The organism is Paenibacillus shenyangensis (genome assembly GCF_000346635.1).
In the GTDB taxonomy this organism is placed as follows: Bacteria; Bacillota; Bacilli; order Paenibacillales; family Paenibacillaceae; genus Saccharibacillus; species Saccharibacillus dauci.
This window is the reverse complement of record NZ_AOIG01000017.1, coordinates 112,072-133,223: the sequence shown is the minus strand read 5'-3', so window position 1 is coordinate 133,223 and position 21,152 is coordinate 112,072. Positions and strand designations below refer to the sequence as shown.

The 21,152-nt window shown below is 45.5% G+C and carries 19 protein-coding genes and 1 other RNA gene; 8 read left to right on the top strand and 12 right to left on the bottom strand.

Annotated features, from left to right (window positions below; translation table 11 throughout):
* Positions 1-2: 2 nt before the first annotated feature.
* The 4 genes from H065_RS0114810 to H065_RS0114795 form a co-directional block, all read right to left on the bottom strand.
* Positions 3-1,298: a DNA polymerase IV gene (locus H065_RS0114810; RefSeq protein WP_017813863.1), complete on the bottom strand. Its 1,296-nt coding sequence runs from the start codon at positions 1,296-1,298 to the stop codon at positions 3-5.
* A gap of 103 nt (positions 1,299-1,401) precedes the next feature.
* On the bottom strand, positions 1,402-2,265 hold the full coding sequence (locus tag H065_RS0114805) for a hypothetical protein (protein WP_017813862.1): 864 nt from the start codon (positions 2,263-2,265) through the stop codon (positions 1,402-1,404).
* A gap of 22 nt (positions 2,266-2,287) precedes the next feature.
* Positions 2,288-3,895 (bottom strand): HEAT repeat domain-containing protein, encoded by a 1,608-nt coding sequence (locus tag H065_RS0114800; RefSeq protein ID WP_193746781.1) that lies wholly within the window; start codon positions 3,893-3,895, stop codon positions 2,288-2,290.
* Between the two features lie 200 nt (positions 3,896-4,095).
* Positions 4,096-4,662: an Imm50 family immunity protein gene (locus H065_RS0114795; protein WP_017813860.1), complete on the bottom strand. Its 567-nt coding sequence runs from the start codon at positions 4,660-4,662 to the stop codon at positions 4,096-4,098.
* A 177-nt stretch (positions 4,663-4,839) separates the two neighbouring features.
* Between H065_RS0114795 and cimA the strand changes: the two genes are divergently transcribed.
* The gene (gene cimA / locus H065_RS0114790; RefSeq protein ID WP_017813859.1) at positions 4,840-6,459 is read left to right on the top strand and encodes a citramalate synthase; all 1,620 of its coding nucleotides are present in this window, start codon (positions 4,840-4,842) and stop codon (positions 6,457-6,459) included.
* A 351-nt stretch (positions 6,460-6,810) separates the two neighbouring features.
* Positions 6,811-7,458 (top strand): Mov34/MPN/PAD-1 family protein, encoded by a 648-nt coding sequence (locus tag H065_RS0114785; protein WP_017813858.1) that lies wholly within the window; start codon positions 6,811-6,813, stop codon positions 7,456-7,458.
* A 129-nt stretch (positions 7,459-7,587) separates the two neighbouring features.
* Here the strand turns inward: H065_RS0114785 and H065_RS0114780 are convergent, their stop codons facing one another.
* The 3 genes from H065_RS0114780 to H065_RS0114770 form a co-directional block, all read right to left on the bottom strand.
* Complete coding sequence (locus H065_RS0114780) at positions 7,588-8,319, bottom strand: exonuclease domain-containing protein (RefSeq protein WP_017813857.1); 732 nt, start codon at positions 8,317-8,319, stop codon at positions 7,588-7,590.
* On the bottom strand, positions 8,316-9,389 hold the full coding sequence (locus H065_RS0114775) for a DUF294 nucleotidyltransferase-like domain-containing protein (RefSeq protein WP_017813856.1): 1,074 nt from the start codon (positions 9,387-9,389) through the stop codon (positions 8,316-8,318). Before H065_RS0114775 ends, H065_RS0114780 begins: the two co-directional genes overlap by 4 nt.
* 80 nt (positions 9,390-9,469) lie before the next feature.
* Positions 9,470-10,861 (bottom strand): ammonium transporter, encoded by a 1,392-nt coding sequence (locus H065_RS0114770; RefSeq protein ID WP_017813855.1) that lies wholly within the window; start codon positions 10,859-10,861, stop codon positions 9,470-9,472.
* A 484-nt stretch (positions 10,862-11,345) separates the two neighbouring features.
* Here H065_RS0114770 and H065_RS0114765 point away from each other — a divergent pair, with 484 nt between their 5' ends.
* Both H065_RS0114765 and H065_RS0114760 read left to right on the top strand, forming a co-directional pair.
* Positions 11,346-11,780 carry a MerR family transcriptional regulator gene (locus H065_RS0114765; protein WP_017813854.1) on the top strand — a complete coding sequence of 145 codons (435 nt, stop codon included), beginning with the start codon at positions 11,346-11,348 and terminating at the stop codon, positions 11,778-11,780.
* Positions 11,781-11,811: 31 nt separating this feature from the next.
* A complete protein-coding gene (locus H065_RS0114760; protein ID WP_017813853.1) occupies positions 11,812-12,489 on the top strand; it encodes a zinc metallopeptidase in 678 nt (225 codons plus the stop codon).
* A 195-nt stretch (positions 12,490-12,684) separates the two neighbouring features.
* On the opposite strand, the gene H065_RS0114755 is transcribed toward H065_RS0114760, so the two are convergent.
* Positions 12,685-13,365 carry a rhomboid family intramembrane serine protease gene (locus H065_RS0114755; protein WP_017813852.1) on the bottom strand — a complete coding sequence of 227 codons (681 nt, stop codon included), beginning with the start codon at positions 13,363-13,365 and terminating at the stop codon, positions 12,685-12,687.
* Between the two features lie 137 nt (positions 13,366-13,502).
* Between H065_RS0114755 and tpx the strand changes: the two genes are divergently transcribed.
* On the top strand, positions 13,503-14,024 hold the full coding sequence (gene tpx, locus H065_RS0114750; protein ID WP_017813851.1) for a thiol peroxidase: 522 nt from the start codon (positions 13,503-13,505) through the stop codon (positions 14,022-14,024).
* 341 nt (positions 14,025-14,365) lie between these two features.
* Here the strand turns inward: tpx and H065_RS0114745 are convergent, their stop codons facing one another.
* From H065_RS0114745 to cshA, 4 genes are all read right to left on the bottom strand, one after another.
* The gene (locus tag H065_RS0114745) at positions 14,366-14,758 is read right to left on the bottom strand and encodes a DUF1499 domain-containing protein (RefSeq protein ID WP_026136249.1); all 393 of its coding nucleotides are present in this window, start codon (positions 14,756-14,758) and stop codon (positions 14,366-14,368) included.
* Between the two features lie 195 nt (positions 14,759-14,953).
* A non-coding RNA gene (gene ssrS, locus H065_RS27415) (6S RNA) lies at positions 14,954-15,143 on the bottom strand.
* Between the two features lie 42 nt (positions 15,144-15,185).
* Positions 15,186-16,085, bottom strand: a complete 900-nt coding sequence (locus H065_RS26010; protein WP_081604139.1) for a YesL family protein — start codon at positions 16,083-16,085, stop codon at positions 15,186-15,188.
* Positions 16,086-16,337: 252 nt separating this feature from the next.
* Positions 16,338-17,951, bottom strand: a complete 1,614-nt coding sequence (gene cshA / locus H065_RS0114735) for a degradosome RNA helicase CshA (protein ID WP_017813848.1) — start codon at positions 17,949-17,951, stop codon at positions 16,338-16,340.
* 412 nt (positions 17,952-18,363) lie between these two features.
* Here cshA and H065_RS0114730 point away from each other — a divergent pair, with 412 nt between their 5' ends.
* The 3 genes from H065_RS0114730 (at position 18,364) to H065_RS0114720 (ending at position 21,072) form a co-directional block, all read left to right on the top strand.
* Positions 18,364-19,185, top strand: coding sequence for a YitT family protein (locus H065_RS0114730; RefSeq protein WP_017813847.1), 822 nt, complete (start codon positions 18,364-18,366; stop codon positions 19,183-19,185).
* 207 nt (positions 19,186-19,392) lie between these two features.
* Positions 19,393-19,596, top strand: coding sequence for a hypothetical protein (locus H065_RS0114725; protein WP_017813846.1), 204 nt, complete (start codon positions 19,393-19,395; stop codon positions 19,594-19,596).
* A 297-nt stretch (positions 19,597-19,893) separates the two neighbouring features.
* Entirely contained in the window at positions 19,894-21,072 is a 1,179-nt protein-coding gene (locus tag H065_RS0114720) for a putative glycoside hydrolase (RefSeq protein ID WP_017813845.1), read from the top strand.
* Positions 21,073-21,152: the final 80 nt, after the last annotated feature.

Here is a 21,152-nt window from a genome sequence, read left to right as displayed (position 1 = left end):
TTTTACATAGGTTCCTCTTCCTGCGTAAAACGCTGTCCATCCCGCTGCAGCGAAGTTCCTCTGATCTTGTGATTGCGAATCAACACGGAAGGATCATTACCGAGCATCCCGGCGGTCAGCAGGGCGCTCTCACCAAATTTGTTACGCAGCTGGTCGATGACCTCATTCAGCTGTTCTTTTTGCGGCTGACGCTCATAATCGAACAGATCCAGCTGCACAGCAGCTTCATCACGCGGCAGCAGATTTTGTAAGGTAACCCCGAGCAGACGAACCGGCCCTTTGCCCGCCCAATGCCTGTCATATAGTGCACAGGCTTCATGATACACTTCTTCGGTAGTCTCTGTGGGTACAGACAACGCCTTGGAACGGGTAATGGTCTTCATATCCGGTGTGCGGATTGTAATCTGCACCGTTCGTGACATCAGCTTCTGACGCCTCATCCTCCGGCACACCTGGTCGCTCAGATTCAGCATCACCCGGCGTATATCTTCCTGATCCTGAATATCCGCCGGCAAGGTCGTCGTATGACCAATCGACTTGTTTGGTTCGTGATCAGGCTCGACAAGAGAATGATCGGTTCCATTGGCAGCCTGTTTGAGCCAGCTCCCCTGAATGCCGAACCTCGCCTTGAGTCTTGCTTCATCGGCAGCAGCCAGTTGTCCAATTGTACGAATACCCATCTCCCGCAATTTGGCCGCTGTCTTGCTGCCGATGCCGAATAATTGTCCACATGGCTGATCCCATAACAGACGAGGCACATCCCGAATACGGAGAATAGAGATTCCGTTGGGCTTTTTCATATCCGAAGCCATCTTGGCCAGTAGTTTGTTCGGTGCAATCCCCACCGAGCAGGGAAGTCCCAGTTCATCCTGGATACGCCGCTGCATATCCGCTGCAATCTCTAGCGGGGTACCGAACTGGCTGGAGCCTGTAATATCCAGATAACATTCATCAATAGAAGTTGCCTGCAGTAGCGGTGTATAGCTGTAAGCAATATTCATAAATGCAGATGAATATTTGCGGTACAGGTGAAAGTCCGGTCGAATCACGATGATATTCGGACATTTTTGCAGCGCCTGACCGACCAGCATACCCGTCTTCACTCCACGTCCGCGGGCTTCATAGGAAGCGGTAACGACGATACCCTTACGCTGCTCGACACTGCCGGCTACCGCTGTCGGCTTTCCTTTATACTTGTCCGGCTCTTCGGCGGCATGCACCGAACAGTAAAAGGCATTCATATCCACATGCAGAATCACTCTACCGCGCGCCGGATAGTAGGCTTTATTTCCGTTCATCGCTTCCCTCCTTCTGCTGACCGGCATCCTGCGGATCACATGCGTACAAACGTTCTATTTTATTATAAAAAAAGAATAGCTATCTGACAATCAACTTTGGCAGTTATTCTTGTCTCCAGCTTTGCATAGCTTGCTCCGCATATTCATACATACACTCATACAGCTGCGAGTGCTCGTCCAACTGTATCATCCGCTCGGCGGTTTGCAGTTTTGCAGCAAATACTTCCGTCAGGTTGCCTGCTGCATCCCTGTCTTGCTCAAGGGTGCGCTGTAGATTGAGCTCTTCAATCAAAACGGCCTCCTGTCGTAACCCGGCATCCTGAAGCGCAGTAATCAACTGCTCAGACTGACGACGCATATCAAAGTTATCCAATGCTGTAAGCAAGCCATTCATTTGCAGCTCGGTATCATAATCGATCAATAGCAGTAGATTACGTATCGCAAGCGGCAGACGGCCCCATTTGCTATGAATCTGCTGTACATATGGCTCCTTGTACATGATACCGACGATCTGCTCGATCCACTGCTCGCCTGTTTGCACTCCACTGTCGGGCAGGAGTGGCTCGTAGTATTCCCGTTGCATCAATTGTTCGTCGTAAGCATATGGGTATATCATGGCTTCCATAATAATCCGTTTCAACTCGTTACTGCGCCGAGCGGATGAAGTTCGTTCCAGCAGGTCTGCACGTTCCAGTTGATCCATGACTATACCGGCGATACGCGGATTCGGTGTCATCAGGAATTCCTGTTGACTCTCGCGGAAAGGGTGTATTTCCAGCACCTTGCCAAGCAGACTATTCAATGAAGCGCTGCCTGCATATAACCCCGCTTCCGGATCGGTACATTCAAATTTGAGAAACATGATCATTTTGTTGAGTGCCATAATTTCTGCATGGTTAATCTCGATCGTGCGTAATATTTCTCCCTGCTGGGGCTCCAGTCGGTATTTATTGAAATAGTCTTCCATCCTGTTATTCTCCCTTATCCTGTCATGAAGTAATCAGCCAGCGCAGCATATGAACCTGTTTGGATTCCAGAATGATTGCGCAGGATTCCAGCTTGTTCAGCATTACCTGCTCCTGTTCCGACGTTAATCGGCTGCGATAGGAACGGCCTGAGACATGCGTCCAGTTATTTAACTGATGAATGCTTGCCTGCTGAATCCAGCTTGTTCGGGTTCCAGCCATAATATCCAGCAGACTCTCCAGATGCTGCCATCCTCCAAAAGCCGGCAGCAGACGCAGCATGTTACGCTGTACGTGCACACAGTCGCTGTTTACAATACCATGTACCAATTCATCTTTTTCCAGCAAATAAGCATGTCTTTGAAAAGCTTGTACTGCTTCTCTGGATATTCCTGGCTGACTGTCCAGCAATGACTGCCACAGCAGTTCCTGGTATGTATCTGCATCCAGACGTGCCAGACTGTGGACAACTGCCTTCCTGACATGTATTGCCGGATAATGCATATATTCCGCGATAATTTCAGCATCTGCTCGCTGTCCTGTCTCTCCCAGACCATATAATGCTGCTGCAAGATGTTTTTCATTATCGGACCAGATCTTATCCATATAGAACTCCGCATACGATATGGATTCGCTTAGCGCTAAATGTCTGCGTGCAATTTCCCGGATCACGGCATTGCGATCCAGCAGCCCTTCTCTCAAAAAAGGAATAGCCTGTTCAGGAAAATGATGTGCCATCAGTTCCAGTGCTTCACGCCTTACGGAAGGAAACGAATCCTGTACCATCAGCAAAAGGATTTTTTGCAAATCTGAGCCGGATAATACATTACCTGTCTTTCTTGCTGCCCACAGTCGTATGGAAGCATCCCGGTCGTACAGCGCTTTTTCCAGCACTTCTACCGGCACGGCTGCTCTTGATTCCAATGCCATCTGCAGACAAAAACGCCGGATATCCCGGTCTGTCGATATCGTTCCCTGCTCCAGTTCCGACAGGCATTCCGATTGACGCAGCAGGTCGTATATCGATTCGGTCAAAGCCTCATAACGGTCTCTACCGCAGCTTTCCAGACGCTTAACCAGTGTAATATTGCGGATAAAGGCGCCTGCATTATGCGTATGTATACGCTGCTTTAATGCTTTGTACGTATGAAATCGGATCGGAGATACCCAATCATTCATCCGGATCAACAAAAAAGGAATTTCCGATCCATCATGAAACTGGATAATCCGTTTTAGAGCTTCTTCGCGCACATAACCATTCCAATGGAAACTGGCCATAATAATCTTGACCGGATGTACGGTGGCCGGCCACTTTTTTATATTTTCTGCAGTCAGATGAACCCACTGACTGGCATTCTCTGTGAACCCGTATGGAAGATATTCACGCATCTTCTCACTTAACCATACCAGATCGGATGGAGGACAATGCTTCAGCAGATCACTGATTGTATTTTCGGCAGCCGTTTGTAATTCCAGCTCTGGTGATTCCAGAAAAGGCGTCAAGTAAGGGATAGCCGCAATCTCTCCGGAACGCCGGATCAGCCGGATCCATTTGCTGTTTTGCTGCTTGTATAATTTGTTGATGCATACTTGTACCTGCTGGGATAATTCTCTTTTTGGTCTGGACATCATGCCGACCTCCTCACTTCGGGTATATCTTTGATCTTCACTTTCATTTAAAAGAATTATATCCTGATACATTAGTCTATTACATCTCTACGTTGCCATAAAGCCAAATCCACAATTCCTAGATCAGCTCTATTCATAGACAAGCAACAGCCGCTGCTCTCAGCAACTTTTGGGGTTGCAGCAACGGCTTGTTCCCAGCTCGTCTAGTTATCCTTCTGTACCAGTTCCGCCTGGATACCGCCGCAGAAAAAGCTGCCGGATAATCCCTGCGCCGCTTCAATATCCACTACCATATCGGTGCCATCATAGCGGAAATCGACTTCCGAGATCACATTAAGACGCGCATCCGGCGGAGAGAATTCGATATCAAACGCCTCCATGAAAGTAAGCTTCACTTCATGGTCTGATAGAGGTTCTGCCAGTTGAACTGTTAGCTCGACCCGATCCTTGCCGATCTCGTATCCGGTAATAATTCCTTCTTCAAAATCAGGAAAATGCCCCAGCTCGGCAATGATCTCTTTGCTGCCGCGAATAGAAACAGTGGGTGAAAAAGCCAGTTGAATAATCGTCTGATCTCCCCATGTTAATTCTTCCTCACTAATATAAAGCGTAATCTGTTCTGCATCCAGCTGACGCACACTGCCTACGACATAATCACCGGCCTGCAGCATGACAATATCATGCAGATCAAACGGCAGCGGCTTTTCCAGCTGATACTGTATTGTATATTCCTTGCCACTTTGTTCTACTTTCTCGATTGCTACTTTCATATTTGTGCCTCCATTCTTTTGGATCGCCGTGTATAAGCTGTATATTCAGCAAAATTATCGTATACCTGACATATATCCAATGCTATAATAACGAATTATACTAAAAAATAAGGCATCTCTGACACCCGCAATAAAATGTTTTTGAATCTTGGTCCAATACAAGGGGGATTCCATATCATGTCCACATCTATATCGATTTTCGATACGACGCTTCGCGACGGCACCCAGGGCGAAGGCATCAGCCTCTCTGCCGACGACAAGCTGAAAATCGCCAAAAAACTTGATGAACTCGGTGTACACTACATCGAAGGTGGTATTCCGGGCAGCAATGGTAAGGATATTGAATTTTTCAAGCGTGTACAGACACTGGGACTGAATGCCAAGATCACCGCTTTTGGCAGCACACGCCGCAAAGGCAGTTCAGCACATGATGATGCCAATTTGCAGCGTATGGTTGAATCTGGCGCCCAGGCCGCAACACTGGTCGGCAAATCCTGGGACTTTCATGTTCATACGGCACTGCAGACAACGCTGGAGGAGAATCTGGCGATGATTGCCGACTCTGTCGCTTATCTCAAGCAGCAGCATATGGAACTGATTTTTGATGCCGAACATTTTTTTGACGGGTATAAAAATAACCCCGAATATGCTGTATCCGTACTGCGCGCCGCTCATGCAGCAGGTGCAGATTGGCTAACCCTATGCGATACGAATGGTGGCACACTTCCGCATGAAGTGTATGAGATCGTATCCAGATTGACTGCCGAGCTGGATGGGGCTTCACTTGGTATTCATACCCACAACGACTGTGAATTGGCAGTAGCCAATACGCTCAGTGCCATACAGGCAGGAGCACGTCAGGTACAGGGCACGATGAATGGTTATGGTGAGCGCTGCGGTAATGCTAATCTCTGCTCCATCATTCCTAATCTGCAGCTCAAAATGGATTATTCCTGTATCACTCCGGAACAGATCGGTCAGTTGACCAACACGGCACGTTATATCAGCGAGATCGCCAATGTGCATATGCCAGTCAATCAGCCGTATGTCGGCAATGCTGCGTTTGCCCATAAGGGTGGCATTCACGTCTCCGCCATTTTGCGTGATTCCCGTACGTATGAACATATCGAACCTGAACAGGTTGGCAACAAACAACGTATTTTGGTCTCGGAACTTGCCGGTCAGAGCAATATACTGTCCAAAGCCAGAGAAATGAATTTGGAGCTTGATCCAGAGAATGAAGAGACCCGTCAGATCATTGGCAAAATCAAGGATCTGGAGCATCAGGGTTATCAATTCGAAGGCGCCGATGCTTCCCTAGAACTGCTGTTGCGCGAAGCCAATGGCGAGTTCAAAGAACTGTTTGTATTTGAATCCTTTAAAATGCTGGTGGAGAAAAATGCCGGATCTGCCGTCGTATCGGAAGCATTCGTCAAATTACGGATTGGTGGAGAAAGCGTCTATACTGCTGCCGAAGGCAATGGACCGGTCAATGCACTGGATAACGCACTGCGCAAAGCACTGGTCGAATATTACCCGAGTCTGCGCGAAATGCATCTGTCCGACTACAAAGTTCGTGTACTGGACGACGCCGATGCTACAGCTTCCAAAGTTCGCGTCCTGATCGAGTCACAGAATCTGCAGACCACATGGAGCACGGTTGGAGTCTCTGCCAACGTTATCGAAGCCAGCTGGGAAGCGCTTGTTGACAGTATTCGTTATGCCCTGCTTGGTCAGCAGCTGCCGGATCAGAGCGATCATCAGGAATCGGCTGCACATGGGATTGTAAATCACTGATGAGCTTTTCTTGCTAGCCATACACTGTAACGCTTCATAGTGTTATAGTACTCCATATTAGCATTTCATTATTTTTTATTATCCAAAAGATCTCTTTGCCTGATTACTTGCATAATAACTATAGATCGCGGACAATAATGCTTAGACCGCTGCTATAGCGAAACGCAAGAAGGCATCGGGATCTTTTTTCTGGTCAGGCCATGCCATAGGCTGAACTGATTGTACACCAGCTATTTGATTACATAAATTTGTATACATAAATTTGGTCAAACAAATCTAAGTACATAAATCTAAGTAAATAAAAAGAGACTCCCTGTTATACAGAGAGTCCAAGTAGAGAGGGTAATACGCATGGCAGACTTGTTGAGCAAGGAAAAGAATCCTACCATTCATCTCGCTTCCTCTGCCCTGGAGCAGATTGCAGCACATATGGTTTCTTCACCTGCTACCGAAGTCTGCGGAGTACTGCTTGGTAAAAAAGCAGCGGGCGGTATGCATATCCACTCGTACCATGGATTACGCAACGTCGCACCTGACCCGCTGCATCATTTTTCCTTTGCACCCGAAGAATGGATTCCTTATTGCTTCCAAAATAACAACTTAATCGGTATTTTCCACTCCCATCCGCTTACAGCACCGATCCCTTCTATTACCGACACAGAGCAGTTGCCGGAATTTGCATCCATGATCTCGGCGTATTTGATCGGTTCGCCTGCGCCTTTGTCAGAGAAATATCTAGCATCTACCGAAAGAGCGGAATCTGCACAAGGAATAGAACTGGTAAACATTCATCCGCCTATTACCAATTCGCAACCCTGCGCGATTCCAATTTCTACAACATCAAGTTGCGCTATTCATTCCATATGTGACATTAGCTCACTTCCGGAACTATATATAGGCTCTTATCAGGTAGCCAGACGCTCCTCATCTTTCAGCAACATTGATGCTCAACAACCGATGTCTTATGCATTATTACCTGCTATTCTGCATATCGGGTAAGCTTCCAGTCTGCATACTATTTAAAGTCACACCTATTTAGCATCGTAGCTTATTCCAAAATACCTCTACTTCCTCTACTTATACCTATACCTATACCTATACCTATACCTATACCTATACCTGATGACGTCAGAAGTTACAAAGATACGCATATAGATCTTCTAGCGTCTCCACCTGCTTGTGACGCATTAGACGAAGATATTCTTTCCATAGGGAAGCCGTCATTTTCGCATCTTCCAGCGCATGATGGCGTACCGTCACCGGAATCTCCGCCTCTTCCAGAACTTCATCTAATCCGTAACTATCAAGTGAAGGCTTGAGCCATCTGGCAATCATCATCGTATCCAGTATGCGGTGAGTCAATTGAATCTTGGACGTTTTCCATAAAGCAGCATTCAGAAATGCCTTGTCATGTCCGGTACCATGCGCAATCAATACCGATCTGCCGGCAAATGCCATAAAATCATGCAGCCCATCGATGAGCGCAGGCGCCTGATCCGTCATTTCCTGCGTAATACCTGTTAATTCTGTAATATTATCCGGTACCGCTATTTTGGGATTCACCAGTGTGTAAAATTCATCCACCTGCTCATCCCCGATCAATTTCACTGCGCCGAATGATAAAATCTCATCCCCATGCTGCGCATGAAATCCCGTCGTCTCCAGATCGAACACGACGGTCTCCAAGCGGTTGAGCGGTAAATGAAGTACTTCCGTGCGACGCTGCTCACGTGACAGAGAACGTATAAAAGCCATCTGCTGGGCAGAAGGTGCACCAAAGACAGAAGCAATCGCAGACGGCACTCCACCGCTGCGCAAACTCCGCCAAAAGCCACTTCCGGTTTTCGCAGGTTCTTTCATAAGCCTCTCCTCTCCAGAAAGCGTAATTGTCGCTGTAGTACACGATGAGCTTTCTTTACTGTTCCCAGACTTTCTCTTAATTCATGGAAAAATGGCCGCTGCCGCCAATCTTTTTGCAGCATGAACCCACTGCTCACGTACAGTCCATCCAGCTCCCGTACCGGAGTAGAATTACGCATACGCAGCGATGTCAAAAAAGCCTCCTGCATCATCTCCAGCAGTGCAAGCGATGCCGCTTCCAGCTGAATCAGCCGTTCCAGTCTTTTCAATGTAGACGATTCATAAATGCCATGCTGAATCGATAGACAGCGGGAGGCATTTACAAGTGGAATATAGATACCATACTTCACATCAAAATCACCTGCATGTTCTCCAAACCGCTCTGGAACAATCTGACCCAGCACATTGAGCGTAGCCTTGTGCCTGACTGTATTACGCAGTACAGCTGCAGCCAGCGCTGGCGTCTCCCGAATGCCTTCATAAAAGTATTCTTTCCAGCTTACAGCCAGTTGCTTATCACCATACATGTGACGCATATCGGAAGCGATAATCCAGTTACGCACCGGCTCCCAGCTGAGATCTGCCCGCCAGTCATCCATTTGTGTATGCCATTCACTCAGTGTTTTACGCCACATCGGTTCCGAACACATGACCTTACCCCGGCATTTCTCATAGCCTGCTTGTTCCAGAATGTCAGCGAGCCTTTTTCCAAACTCTGTAAAGTATCGTTCTTTGCCCTCATGCTCCTCATCGCTGATAATCAGTCCATTATCCTGATCGCTCCAAAGCGTCTGCTCGCATCTTCCTGCACTGCCAAAAACGATAAAAGAATAAGCAACAGGAGGCGGACCATAGCCCGCCTCGATTAATTGCTGCTCACATATGATGACTGCCTGCTGCATGACATAATCATGCATCTCATTTACCGTCTTCACCCAACTGCGAATATCCGCTTGCGGTAACGACTGATAAAGCTGACGCTGCACCAGGATACGCTTATTCCTTAACGTTTCTATCGAATCACTGTTCATGAGATCCGGCAGGGGAAGATCGAGAAATGACTCCTTCATCGGCTTCATCTCCCAGCATCTGTATTCTATGATGTTCTGCTTCTTATTTGTGAAGACTCTATTATATGAAGATAATGGAATCAGTTACCTGCTTTTCTGCGATCCACTTCACCCAGTGCCTTCATTTGCTCAGGGTATCCATAAGAACCATGTTCGCTGATATCCAGACCCATCATTTCTTCTTCTTCCGTAACACGAATACCGCCGAGTGCCTTCATAATTCCCAGAATAACGAGCGACAGTACCAGTACAAATGCGAATGTTCCTACCATACCCAGCAGCTGTACGCCCAATTGGTGGAAACCGCCACCATAGAATAAGCCGGGTGCACCAACGCCTGTTTGTTCGACCAGCTCAGGAGTAGCGAACAGACCTGTGGAGATCGCTCCCCACATACCGGCAATACCGTGTACAGAGAATGCATAGATCGGATCATCCACACCTGCTTTTTCAAACCACTGCGCTGTGAAGAATGTGACTACACCAGCGACCAGACCAATAACGACCGAAGCCCATACATCTACGAACGCACAGGAACCGGTGATGGCTACCAGTGCTGCCAGTACACCATTGAGCATGCTTGGAATATCCGCTTTGCCCAGTACGACCCATGAGATGAGCAGTGCAGCTACACCGCCTGCCGCTGCCGCCAGATTTGTTGTTAATGCTACATAAGTGAAGAATCCGCCATTCGGAGACAATGCACTACCTGGATTGAAGCCCATCCAGCCAAACCAGAGGATAAATACACCGACAACTGACAATACCTGATTATGTCCCGGGATGATGTTAGGTTTGCCTTCTTTGTTGTATTTACCAAGACGAGGTTTGAGGAGAATAGTGGCTGCCAGGCCTGCTGTCGCACCAGTCAAGTGAACGACCGTTGAGCCGGCATAATCCTGCATGCCCATGGTAGCCAGCCATCCGCCGCCCCATACCCAGTGAGCAATAATAGGATAGATAACAATAGTAAACAAAAATCCGAAAACGATATATACACTCAGCTTGGCACGTTCAGCAAATCCGCCAAACGCGATCGACAGCGACACTGCCGCAAAAGCCAGGTGGAACAAAAACATCATGGAAATGGGAATATCCAGTCCGGACAATGCACCGTAAAGACTCTTCATCTCTTCGCCGTTCAGGAAGAATCCCTGATACCCGAAAAATCCGTTACCGTCTCCGAAACCAAGTCCAAATCCGAAAGCCCAGAACCCGATCAAAGCAATCCCCAGCGTCAGAATGGTCTTGCCGGCTACGTGTCCGGCGTTTTTCATCCGTACCGATCCTGCTTCAAGCAGTGCAAATCCGGCTTGCATAAACATTACCAGAGCAAAAGCGACAAAGACGAAAAATGTGTCCAGATTCATGGATACCTGCTCTGCTGTAACTTCCTCCGCTGCAAAAGCACTAAACGGAAACGCAAGAAGGGCTGATGCCGCTAACCCCATAACGGCCCATTTTTTTCTCATTTAACCCACTCCCTTATGTAATGTTACTTCACATATCGTGAAATCCTTAATGTCATTATAATCAGATTGAAACATCGATGACAAGAGTTAATTTTCAAAATCATGAAAATACTTTTGTAAATCTTCCATCATTATTTATAGTTTTGGTAAATAACTTCTATAATAATATCCATCCAATACCATAATAACCTCATTAAAGGAATTAAAGACTTTAATTTTCACCTTTTATTTAGTTAGGTTTCAGCTGCTTTTAAGCCATTTCTGTTATCTTATATATAAGTTATTGAATATACATTTATATCATTAGTTTTATATGTCGTTTGAGACGAGCAAATTGCTGTTTCCTGCTTGTATTTACAGGGTATGTTTCACTAAGTATTACGTTTGACTGTATGGTTTGATTTCCTGTAATATAGGCATTAGGATTCAGCAGTGTTGAATCCTCGTTTACATGACCACAAACGGGGGTGGATACGTTGGGAATATGAAATTGTACCGCATTGGAGAACTGGCGAAAATCGCTGGTCTAAGTGAACGAACCGTAGATTATTATACAAAGCTCGGCTTGATCGAACCGGAAAGCCGTTCCTTAAAAAACTATAGACTCTATGGTTTTGAAACCTTATCACGATTAGAACGTATTACAAAGTTAAAGAAGGACAAGTACACCCTTGAGGAAATCAGGGAAAAACTAAACGCTTGGGACCGGGTGACAGATGAAGAACAGGTGACCCAGCGCCTAACAGAGCTTGAGCTGCATATGCTGCAGCTGCAGCGTGAGGTGCGTGAACTGGAGCCATTACTTCAACAAATGAAGCCCAATCAGGCCAAACGTGCTTTCGTTAATTTGATTCCTCAGAGTGCTGCTTGCATCGAAGCGCTGAAGTTCCTGCTTGGACAGGGCTCAGGCTTGATGTAATCCGTTCTACATTAATATGGAGGAATGAGATATGTCTGTATTATTTTTGGTATTAACATTGGCCGCCTTTGGCTTGACCATCTGGGCTCAATTTAGAGTCAAGGGAACATTTAATAAATATGCTGAAGTTCCCAGCATGCGCGGAATGACCGGTTATGATGCTGCTCGTCATATGCTGGACAGCAATGGTCTCTATGACGTCCCGATTGAACCTGTACAGGGAGCACTTACAGACCACTATGATCCGGTTCATCGTGTTGTACGTCTGTCCGAGCCGGTCTATTACGGTAACAGCATCTCTTCGATAGCCGTTGCCTGTCACGAGATCGGCCATGCGATTCAGCACAAGGAGCATTATCCGATGCTGGCGCTGCGTCACCGGATGTTCCCTGTGGTTAACTTTGCTTCAGGTATTGCACCGCTGATGCTGATGGCTGGTCTGATCTTCAGTTCGATGAATCTGTTTGGACTGGGTATTATCTTCTTCTCCGCTGCTGTAGCGTTCCAACTCGTGACACTGCCAGTTGAGTTTAACGCCAGCAACCGGGCTCGCGATATTATGGTAAGCGAAGGTTACGTTAACCATGAGGAAGAACGCAGTGTGGGTAAAGTATTGAATGCTGCTGCACTGACTTATGTTGCTGCTGCATTGCTATCCGTATTGGAGCTTGCACGTTTTCTGTTCCTGTTCTTCGGCAATCGCGATTAATTCAACCTACAGACATTCTGTAATACTTGTATCTTGCTAAATAGAAGATCTTTAAGGTTTATCGCAATCCGATTAATAATTTACAGTCAAGAATACCAAAAGCCTTCCTACTTTTAATGTAGGAAGGCTTTTTTGTGTTCACTTTTGAGGTGATGATGTTGAATAGATGCCGCTTGTTTATTCTTAATTATTCTTTTATAGATTCTGATCCTTGTTGTGAAGCTCTTCCTGAATTGACGGACGGGCAAAAATCCGATCCCACCTTTTGCGCAGTCCACTGAGTCTGAGCAGTAGACCATAGACGAAGAATCCGGTAATGAGTCCGCCTACATGTGCCCAGATTCCGATGCCTGGTACTATAAATGTATAGATCAGTCCCAACCCAAGAATAGTATAGATGGTCTGTCGAGAAGCGCGATCAATCATATTACGCTGGAATAGCGCAATATACAGGAATGCTCCATAAATTCCATAGATGGCTCCGGATGCTCCTGCTGCCAGGTGACCTTCCATCGACTGACGGTACAGCTCCAGACTAATTACATTACCGATAATTCCACTAAGAAAGTACAGTATTCCATAACGCCATGTACCGAGCAGGCGTTCCAGAGGAGGCGCGAATACAATCAATCCAAAGCTGTTAAACAGCAGATGATCAAAACCAATATGCACAAACATAGCTGTGATCGTTCTCCACCACTGATCATAGCCTGGAATATTGGTTAATGCACCGTATTCTACAAGAGTCGCTGTAGTACGTGAGCCGCCATTGATCGTCATCAGAATAAAGACAACTACATTGGCAAGCAGCAATAACGTTGTTAACGGATAGAACCGTAAAAAGCTTTTCCAGTTTTCATAACGTACAAATAACATAATTTCTCCTTTATGCCGATAGGCAGGCTATTATTTTGATTTATACTATATACTCAATTATAATAAATTCTGACTATGATTGCGAAAATAGACGGCATATTTACGCCGATCTACATTTTATTAGGAGGTCTATAACAATGACTCAGGAACGTACAGGTATTGCTACCTTCAAAGGCAGCCCGATTACACTGGTGGGACCCGAACTGAAAGTGGGCGATTCCGCTCCTTCCTTTACCCTCAGCAAAAGCTTGCTGGAACAGGCAAGTCTATCGGACTTTGCCGGCAAAATCAAATTGATCAGTGTAGTCCCTTCTCTGGACACAGGTGTATGTGATGCGCAGACTCGTCGCTTTAATGAAGCTGCTTCCGAACTGGGCGAAGAGGTCGTCGTGCTTACCGTGAGTGCCGATCTGCCTTTTGCACAAGCACGCTGGTGCGGTGCTGCCGGTGTAGACCGCGTTGTTACACTATCCGACTATCGTGATAACTCGTTTGGCAAAGCTTATGGCGTACTGATCAAAGAGTTTGTGATTGATATGCGGGCGATTTTTGTCCTGGATCAGAATGATATTATTCAATACGTAGAATATCTGCCTGAAATGAGCCATCATCCGGATTATGATCAGGCTATCGATGCTGTCAAAAAACTGCTGGGTTAATGTAAATACGTCGAAGTCCTTTAATGGCATTGAATAGAATGATAATCACAAAGAGCAGCCTCTCTTAGAGAAGCTGCTCTTTGCTGTGCAGATATCCATAAATGATAGACGGCAATCCCGTAAAAGAGATCCGCCCGGCATCATCTGTTCGCTTGATACAATCTACTGGTTCAATGAATATATAAATGCCTATCCATTATTATATCAACCTTATACACCGGGTTAATCACCTTTTATACATGACTCCATCCTACTATAAATACGCAGTGTACCATCAAAGATTATGTATCCGCATTCAAGCTGCTTTGATACATGTACCTATCAAGACCGTCTATGTGTAATTATTCCACTACCCGATACTGGGACAGCTTTTTCTCCAATGAATTAAACAAAGTTATGATATTTCGGTAGTTGGCACCCAGATCCCCGAGTGATCCGCGTGATGCCGAGTGAATATCAATCGCAGTACGTACCGGACTTATCGAAATGATAGAAACGGTAATATCCATCACCCGTCCCAGACCAGAACGACGTTCCAAGGTTATCTCCCCTACACTGGATACTTCATGCAGTACTTTGTAACCGGGGATTTTTTTGAGTGTTGAAGAGACTTCTTCCCATGCACGTTCGCGGGATAAATTATAATATCTTGTTTTCATTTCAGGATCTTTGGCACGGTCACCGGTGCCTTCCTGACTGCGTATAATGCCCACTAACGTTCTCTTTAATGACAAGACTTTTCCTCCTTTGCATATACAGGCCTATCTTTATCTAAGTGTATCATTAGTACGGAAATAATAAAACTAATATTATGTAAGCGCAAACGAAAAACGCTCTGATTAATAGATTCGAATGAATCCTTATTCAGAGCGTTTCTCTGTAAAAATCTGTCGACATCACGTCGGCACCTGCCTCTTGCTAAAATAAAGATAAGTCCCGCATATGCCGTCCGATAACATTGTCTTCGAACCTGCTAAGCAGGTGGGTGATCGCACAATTGTATTTGAAGTCCCCACATCCAATGGATAGGGCCGGTCAGCAACAATTAGATTTGAATCTCCCGAGACATCATCATTGGTTCAAAACAACGAGAAATCGAGGCGTGCATTGCAGGATGTAAATTTATTATAAACTTCGTGCCGACGTTTGTAAAGTCGATTTCTATATTCTTCCTTTTTTCGTTTGGTCCTCTGTTACTTCTGCTTCATCAACCAGTTTCTTCTTCACATCTTCGTCCATGGAAGACTGGGAGACTTCATCAATATTCAGACGTTCTGCCTGTACGGATGGAGCTTCATCTCCAATTACCAGCTGCTCATCAGCCTGCAATTCTTTCTCTTTTTCGGCAGCAGCCTGCTTTTCGGATTGCTCCTGCATTTTCAGGAATACACCATAGAAGTTAAAGAAAGCGAACCAGGCTATAGCCGAGGCCAGGAAGAAAATATACAGTACCGGGTACTTGGTTCCGATGAATAAAAGTGCTACGGTACCAATCAATGTAGAAAATAATCGGAATGGACGAACAATCGACAGCAATACAGCATTTTTGATAATATCTTTGAGGCTCATATGGTAATGAGCAATCATGGAGAAGAAGTTAAACAGTGATACAAATAATACCAGCAGGAAAATCAGCATAATGATCCCCAATAGCTGCAGCTTCGGGAATTGATTCATATATACGGTATAATCCACATACATCACTACAAAAAGCAATGTATAAAGAATACCGCCAATCATACTTTGCTTGTAATTATCCTTGTATCCTCTAAAGAAAGTCTTAAGTACAGATACATCTCCTTCACCCATCACCCACTTGCGTACAACAGTAAACAAAGCCGCTGTAGCCGGAAATAATGTAAACGGTGTCACTATTCCCAATAGCCAATTGGTCTGAAGGATATCATTTTGACTGGCACCAATTTGCATAAATTGAAATCTGAAAAATAAAAAGAACAAAAACGGTGAAGAACAAATTACCCATAACAGGTTGCTTCCCGCCAGACGCATAACCCACTCTGACAACCTGTAAAGACCACCCATTACCCCTCTAAATTCCACGTCATCTTCCCCCTCTTATGCGTACCGGCATGATAAAAGCCGCTATCTCTGGTCGTAACTATATTAAATATAACCCAAGACTCCATGAGAATACCAGTATAGATATCACTCAATCTTGCTTTGCTTCTTCTCTGACCTGCATACGCTGCTATTCTATGTATGACTTTTATATCCTTATCATATATAAAAAAGAGCCAGCTGTAAAAGCCGGCTCTCTTTTTGTATCTATTATTTCAATAAATCAATAATTAATTATTCGAAAGAATCAGGGCGTTTGGTTGTAGAAGGACGACGTCCTTCGCTGCTTCCGCCATTATTGCTGCGTGGTTTGCGGTCACGAGAGTAATCGCGTCCACCTTCACGGCTGCTGCTTCCAGCGTTGTCACGGCTTCCGCCTTTGTAACCACCGCCGCCGCTGCCGTATCCTCCACGGCTGCCACCACTGCTGCTATTGTTACCTTTGTATCCACCGCCGCTACGGTTGTAGCTGCCGGATGGTTTGCGTCCGCCGGAGCGAACATCTGGTTTACGACGTTTTGCACGAATTGGATCTTCTGGTGTCAGATCAACCTGTGCATCTTTTTTGTCGCCTGTCAGGAGCTTGATAGAAGCTGCCAGCAGGTTAACGGAATCATAGCTTTCCAGCAATTGGATTGCGATGCCTTTGTACTCGTTCAGAGGAGCAGTGTCATCTTGAACCAGTTCCAGCAGGCGCTCAGCTGTGATGCGTTGTTTACCCTCAATCGCTTCTGCCAGAGAAGGCAGTGGTTTGCGAGTGATTTTGTGGCGGGTAATACGCTCGATAAAGTGCAGATGATCCAGCTCACGTGGAGTTACGAAGGAATAAGCTGCACCTTCTTTACCTGCACGTCCTGTACGACCGATACGGTGAACATAGCTCTCCGGATCTTGTGGCAAGTCAAAGTTCACAACGTGAGTAACGCCGGATACGTCCAGGCCACGCGCTGCTACGTCTGTAGCTACCAGTACATCGATGCTGCCGTCGCGGAATTTGCGCATAACGTTATCACGCTGGTTCTGGGACAGGTCACCATGCAGACCGTCTGCAGAATATCCACGTTTTTGCAGAGCTTCGGACAGTTCGTCTACGCGGCGTTTTGTACGTCCGAATACGATAGCCAGTTCAGGAGATTCCATGTCCAGCAAACGGGACAGGGCATCAAATTTCTGACGTTCGTTCACTTCGATATACGATTGATCGATCAGTGGTGCACTTACTTGTTTTGGAATTACGGATACATGCTCCGGATTTTTCAGGAACTGGCTCGCCAGACGCTGAATGTTAGCCGGCATTGTAGCAGAGAATAGCATTGTTTGACGCTCTTCCGGTACTTGTTTCAGGATAGACTGAATGTCTTCCATGAAACCCATATCCAGCATTTCATCTGCTTCATCCAAAATTACGTGCTGTACATCTTCCAGCTTGATTGTTTTGCGGTTGATATGGTCAAGCAAACGACCAGGTGTACCGATAATGATTTGAGGTTTCTTTTTCAGAGCACGAATCTGACGACCAATTTCCTGTCCGCCATAGATTGGCAGGGAACGAATGCCTTTGAAACGTGCCAGTTTTTCGATTTCTTCTGCTACCTGGATAGCAAGCTCACGAGTTGGAGCCATAACCAGAGCAACGATTTTTTCTTCCGAACGTTCGATCTTGTTAATAATAGGAATACTGAATGCTGCTGTTTTACCCGTACCGGTCTGTGCTTGACCGATCAAGTCTCTTCCGCTCATCGCAATCGGAATGGCTTGGGATTGAATCGGAGTTGCTTCCTCAAATCCAAGTTCCATAACCGCTTTTAATACATTTTCGCCTAACCCAAAGTCTACAAATTTAGTCAAAATATTCAAACTCCTTCTATGATGGTGGACAATCCACTAACTTGTTTGTATTCTTAAGTAGCAATTGAGTAGCATATTAGCTGCTTATCAGGAGGTCTCACAGACCACCATATCCCGTTATCTGGTGTTGATATTGAATAATCCGTTCACTGCCAGAGCATCTGGAGTAATGATTTTTTAAATAAAGAGTTATTCAATACTCTCTATGATGAAATAAACCCGTCTTGCATTTATAAAATAATCTGAACTTCATTCAGCAAAACATCCCTACTCAAGAATATCTAATTCATTATATCACAAAATACAGGGTTATGCCTAGCTGAATCATAATATAATTACTTTTGCGAAAGAAACTTCCCATAAATGGTTACGCACACTTTCCATAACTAACTAACACTAGGAGTGAACTTCAATGTCGAAAAAAATAATGCCGCTGCTGGTAGTCATCCTTGGCTCCGTTTTTACAGCTGCTGCGTTCAACCTGTTCCTGATTCCTCACCAACTGCTAAGCGGAGGGGTATCAGGACTTGCTATGTTAACCGGTTATTTTACACCTTTTAATATCAGCATGCTCTACTTTGTCTACAATATACCTCTTCTGATAGCTGGCTGGTTCCTGCTTGGAAAAAGATATATTTTTCTCAGTATTGTGTCTGTAGCCGCAACAACGTGGTTAATGACTATTATCCCTATTCGGGCTGCTGCAACCGATCTGTTGATATCCTCGGTATTTGGTGGTGTATTGATCGGTATAGGGGTAGGCATTTCCTTCCGAGTAGGTGGTTCATCCGGCGGATTCGATATTTTGGGTTCTATTATTACCCGGTATCGTGATTTCCCGGTCGGTAATGTAATCGTCGGCTTGAACGGTCTCGTTATTCTGGCGATGGGATATCTGGCGAATGATTGGAATATTGCGCTTGCATCCATGGTATCCATTTATATTGGAGGCAAGGTGTTGGACCTTATTTACGTCCATCATATCAAGATCACTCTGTTTATCGTATCCAATCATACGGAACTGCTGCTGGAGAAGCTGATGCCACTGCAGCGCGGCGTTACCATGATCAAAGCGGAAGGCGCCTTCTCTCATACGCCAAAGGATATGTTGATGACGGTTACTACCCGCTATGAGCTGGCCGAGCTGCGCCGCATTATTAAAGAGACCGACCCGAATGCATTTGTGAATATGGTAGAGACTGTGGGCATCATGGGTTCATTCCGGAAAAGCTGATATTTTCGGAAGAGTTCGCGTTTGCTATTCACTGAAAGTCGCTTTTTGTCGTTATATATAGTAAAATCAGTACACGCCGCTGCATCATACCTGATTTTGAAGTTTGTGTCCTGTCCCTGATCCTTGATGAACAACCATGCTTTTCCTAAGTTTCTGTTCGAATAATTCGTACATGTATTAAGCGAAGTGATTCCAGGATAGGAAAGGATGATTATTGTGGAAGTGGAAACAGTCAAATTGTCACAAATTGTCATGAAGTGTTTTCCGGATATGATGCCTTCCCTGAAACAGCAGGAACTCAATTCACTTATTGTTCTGCGCGACGGGCTGCGTATTCTGGAACCCAATGATGCTATGGAGATTATCCAGTACAGTATATGCGAGAACCAGGATCAACAATTTTTACAATAAAATGCCGCTTTTGCTCATGTCGCTATATGCGCCGGGCAAAGGCGGTTTTTCTGTTTTGGAGAAGAATACCATTATTTGTTTTTCGGCTGTTTAACTAGGAGCTCTCCTGTTTAAATATCTTGAATGGAATACTTTAAGCAAAACGCATCAAGGGAAAATGAACCGGGCTGTTCACCTGCCTAAAAGTTACCCGGAAGTCATTTCCAAAGTTGGCTTTATCATGGTGTTTTGATGCGTTATACTTAAAGTGTTTTTGGATACTGTCACGATTATACATAAGAGATGAGGGTTAATTACATGAATATTTTCTGGGCGCTTATGCTGGCTGCCTCCTCCACTTTTGGTGGCGACCAGGCAGCTCAAACACAAGGAACCAATCAACACGCTTCACTGGAATCAATCATGAACCGGGTGGCCATTCAGGGTCAGATGCATAGTACACAGGTAGATGCAGATAATCCCCCTGCCAAAATCGACCCGCAGACGAATGCTCCAAAAGTTAAAGGCGTCTATGTAACTGCTTATAGTGCAGGCGGCTCCCGCATGACTACCCTGCTGGATCTGCTGGACAAAACAGAGCTGAATGCCATGGTTATCGATCTCAAAGATGATGCCGGATACATAACGTACAAAACTGAAAATCCAGAACTCAAAAAGATGGGTAGTCCGCAAAAGTTTATCGGTGATATCGACAAACTGATGACCCGTCTCAAAAAACATGATGTCTATCCAATCGCACGTATTGTTGTCTTCAAGGATTCTGTACTTGCCAAAAAGCATCCTGAGCTGTCCTTTGTCAAAAGTAACGGCCAGGTATGGAGCAATGGCAAGGGAGACAACTTTGTGAATCCATACAAAAAAGAAGTATGGGATTATAATATCGCTCTCGCCAAAGAAGCAGCTGCCAAAGGATTCAAAGAAATCCAGTTTGACTACGTACGCTTCCCAGAAGGCTTCGAAAATCATGAAAATGAATTGAAGTTCGAGAAGGACGATAAGTCCCGCGTTGATGTCATTGCTGAATTCGTTCAGTATGCACGCAAAGAACTTGCTCCTCTGGGTGTCCGGGTATCAGTAGATATCTTCGGTTATGCGGCTTCCGTACCTGCTGCTGAAGGTATTGGACAGGATTTTGCCAAAATCTCCGAGAATGTGGATGTAATCAGCCCGATGGTTTATCCAAGTCATTACAGCACCGGCTGGTATGGTGTTAATGATCCGGACAAAAATCCGTATATCACTATCAAAGGTTCCATGAAGGATACACTGAAAAAATTGGACCCATTGGGTGAGCAAAAGCCGATTATCCGTCCATGGATTCAGGACTTCACCGCCAGCTGGCTCGGTGGCGGACACTATATCCAGTATGGCAAAAAAGAAGTGGATGAACAGATTCGCGCCATGAAAGAAATGGGTGTGGATGAATATCTACTCTGGAATGCTACTAACCGTTATACCTCAAACGCCAATTTCTAACACCGCAAAATAAATAGCTTTCCCCCTGCTGCAAAGCATCCTTGAAACAGGATCCCTGTAGCAGGGGGATTTCTTATGTT

Coding starts and splice junctions, on each gene's coding strand:
- H065_RS0114810 (WP_017813863.1), bottom strand. CDS start 1,298: ATGAACGGAAATAAAGCCTACTATCCGGCGCGCGGTAGAGTGATTCTG.
- H065_RS0114805 (WP_017813862.1), bottom strand. CDS start 2,265: ATGGAAGACTATTTCAATAAATACCGACTGGAGCCCCAGCAGGGAGAA.
- H065_RS0114800 (WP_193746781.1), bottom strand. CDS start 3,895: ATGATGTCCAGACCAAAAAGAGAATTATCCCAGCAGGTACAAGTATGC.
- H065_RS0114795 (WP_017813860.1), bottom strand. CDS start 4,662: ATGAAAGTAGCAATCGAGAAAGTAGAACAAAGTGGCAAGGAATATACA.
- cimA (WP_017813859.1), top strand. CDS start 4,840: ATGTCCACATCTATATCGATTTTCGATACGACGCTTCGCGACGGCACC.
- H065_RS0114785 (WP_017813858.1), top strand. CDS start 6,811: ATGGCAGACTTGTTGAGCAAGGAAAAGAATCCTACCATTCATCTCGCT.
- H065_RS0114780 (WP_017813857.1), bottom strand. CDS start 8,319: ATGAAAGAACCTGCGAAAACCGGAAGTGGCTTTTGGCGGAGTTTGCGC.
- H065_RS0114775 (WP_017813856.1), bottom strand. CDS start 9,389: ATGAAGGAGTCATTTCTCGATCTTCCCCTGCCGGATCTCATGAACAGT.
- H065_RS0114770 (WP_017813855.1), bottom strand. CDS start 10,861: ATGAGAAAAAAATGGGCCGTTATGGGGTTAGCGGCATCAGCCCTTCTT.
- H065_RS0114765 (WP_017813854.1), top strand. CDS start 11,346: ATGAAATTGTACCGCATTGGAGAACTGGCGAAAATCGCTGGTCTAAGT.
- H065_RS0114760 (WP_017813853.1), top strand. CDS start 11,812: ATGTCTGTATTATTTTTGGTATTAACATTGGCCGCCTTTGGCTTGACC.
- H065_RS0114755 (WP_017813852.1), bottom strand. CDS start 13,365: ATGTTATTTGTACGTTATGAAAACTGGAAAAGCTTTTTACGGTTCTAT.
- tpx (WP_017813851.1), top strand. CDS start 13,503: ATGACTCAGGAACGTACAGGTATTGCTACCTTCAAAGGCAGCCCGATT.
- H065_RS0114730 (WP_017813847.1), top strand. CDS start 18,364: ATGTCGAAAAAAATAATGCCGCTGCTGGTAGTCATCCTTGGCTCCGTT.
- H065_RS0114725 (WP_017813846.1), top strand. CDS start 19,393: ATGATTATTGTGGAAGTGGAAACAGTCAAATTGTCACAAATTGTCATG.
- H065_RS0114720 (WP_017813845.1), top strand. CDS start 19,894: ATGAATATTTTCTGGGCGCTTATGCTGGCTGCCTCCTCCACTTTTGGT.